The organism is Collinsella aerofaciens, from assembly GCF_015561195.1.
Taxonomy (GTDB): domain Bacteria; phylum Actinomycetota; class Coriobacteriia; order Coriobacteriales; family Coriobacteriaceae; genus Collinsella; species Collinsella aerofaciens_AC.
Window position 1 is genome coordinate 1 of the sequence record NZ_JADMSU010000018.1, and the last position, 1,720, is coordinate 1,720.

1 protein-coding gene is annotated in these 1,720 nt (G+C 57.8%); it reads right to left on the reverse strand.

Features of this window, described 5'->3' with window-relative positions:
• Positions 1-345: 345 nt before the first annotated feature.
• Positions 346-1,560, reverse strand: a complete 1,215-nt coding sequence (locus tag I2H81_RS10165; RefSeq protein ID WP_195241124.1) for an MFS transporter — start codon at positions 1,558-1,560, stop codon at positions 346-348.
• Positions 1,561-1,720: the final 160 nt, after the last annotated feature.

Sequence of the window (1,720 nt, forward strand, 5' to 3'; positions counted from 1 at the left end):
TGAGCTCGTCCCAGGTGCCGCCGACGCCCATCAGGAACACGGCGTCGTAGCCCTCGTCGGCGACCTTGTCGGCGAGCTCAATCATCTTCTTGCCGGTCTCGTAGACGTTCTTGCCGTCCTCGACGTAGCCCTCCTGGCTAAAGTGCATGATCTCGATCTTCTCGGTTTCCTTCATGGCTTTTCCTTTCTGTCCTGCACGCAACTCTATACATCGCGTTTCTTTTCGATACCAATTATAGACATACACCTAATGTGTTTTTAATACCACTTATCAATCTGCTCCAATCCTCGGTGAACGGTCGAAATTCTCTGGTGAGTGGTATTAAATTAGAATTGAATGTATAGCTAACGCCTCTGGCGCCTCCCTTGTGTGACAAAGAACAGCGTTCCTACCAGCGCAATAATGGTCGATGCCCCAAACAGTACCGTCTGGACACCCAAAGCCTCCGCCAAAAACGGAGCCGCCAGCAGCGGCAGCACGCCGGCGCTCATCAGGCCAAAACGCACAAAGCCGGTAATGCGCCCCAGGTATTTGATGTCAGCGCGCTCCTGAATCAAGATCATCTGCAGCGGTTCCAGGAATCCCCAGGCCAGACCGTTAATCGCCTGACCGATAATCGCGACCCCCAGCATATCGGTGCCCACGTACACCATGGACCCAATGCCCACGGCCATGAGCGCGCCGAGCAGCAATCGCAGGTTGACATGGCGGGCAGAAAGCTTGGTCAGGATGAACGCGCCCACCGAGGAAGTGAGGCCCACGACCGAGGACAGCCAGCCCAGCCAGACGATATCCACGTTGAGCACATCGCGATAGAACAACGACTCCAGCGAATCGAACGCGCCAAACGCAAAGAAGCCCAGAAAGCCCGAGATAAAGATAAGGCGCAGGTCGTGGTCGCGAAACGTAAGTCGCGCGCCCTCGGCCATGCCGCCCAGAATGCCGCCCTTCGGCTTCTCCCCTTTTGCGGGAGCAACACACTCGTGACAGCCCAAGGAGAGCACGGCCGCCACACCCATCATGCCCGCCATGAGCAGATAGACCGATTGCGTGGCAAAACAGCTCACGATGGCACCACCGAGCAGCGGGCCAGCGGTATAGGCGATATTGCTGTAGAACACCATGAGACCGTTCACGCGGGTACGGCCCTCGGTGGTCGACTCCAGGTATCCCGGAAACGCATGCGTACAGGTGTTGATAAAGCCGCCCGCAAGCCCCAAGACGCACGCGGCAAACACAAGCCCGGGGACAGACAACGGCGCCAACCCCACGCCAAGCGATAGCACCGCCGTAATCACGCACGTCACAAACGACGTCCGGCGCGGTCCAAAGCGGTCGATGACCGAGCCCGACACCATATTGCCCGCCGACGTCATAAGATTGCGTACGAGCGTAATGGCAGCAACCAAAAAGGCCGTGCCAGCCAAATCATACGTCGCCGCGCCGATAAGCCCTAAAAAGTACACCGCGTTGTTGGCGCACCATTGCAGGGACTCAATAAGAATCAGCCTGACCTCTGCCGGCGTCAGGCGCATTGCTTCGCGATCCTTCGCGAACATACGAACTCCCTCTATACAAGTAAGGGGATGGAGGGCATAGGCCCGCTCCATCCCCTTACCAGGTTGCAATGACAGTCTATGCAGCCGGGCCCTTACGCCAGCACGCCGAAGAACGCGCCGATGATGCCCACGACCATGGTGGCCACGATCAGCACCATGG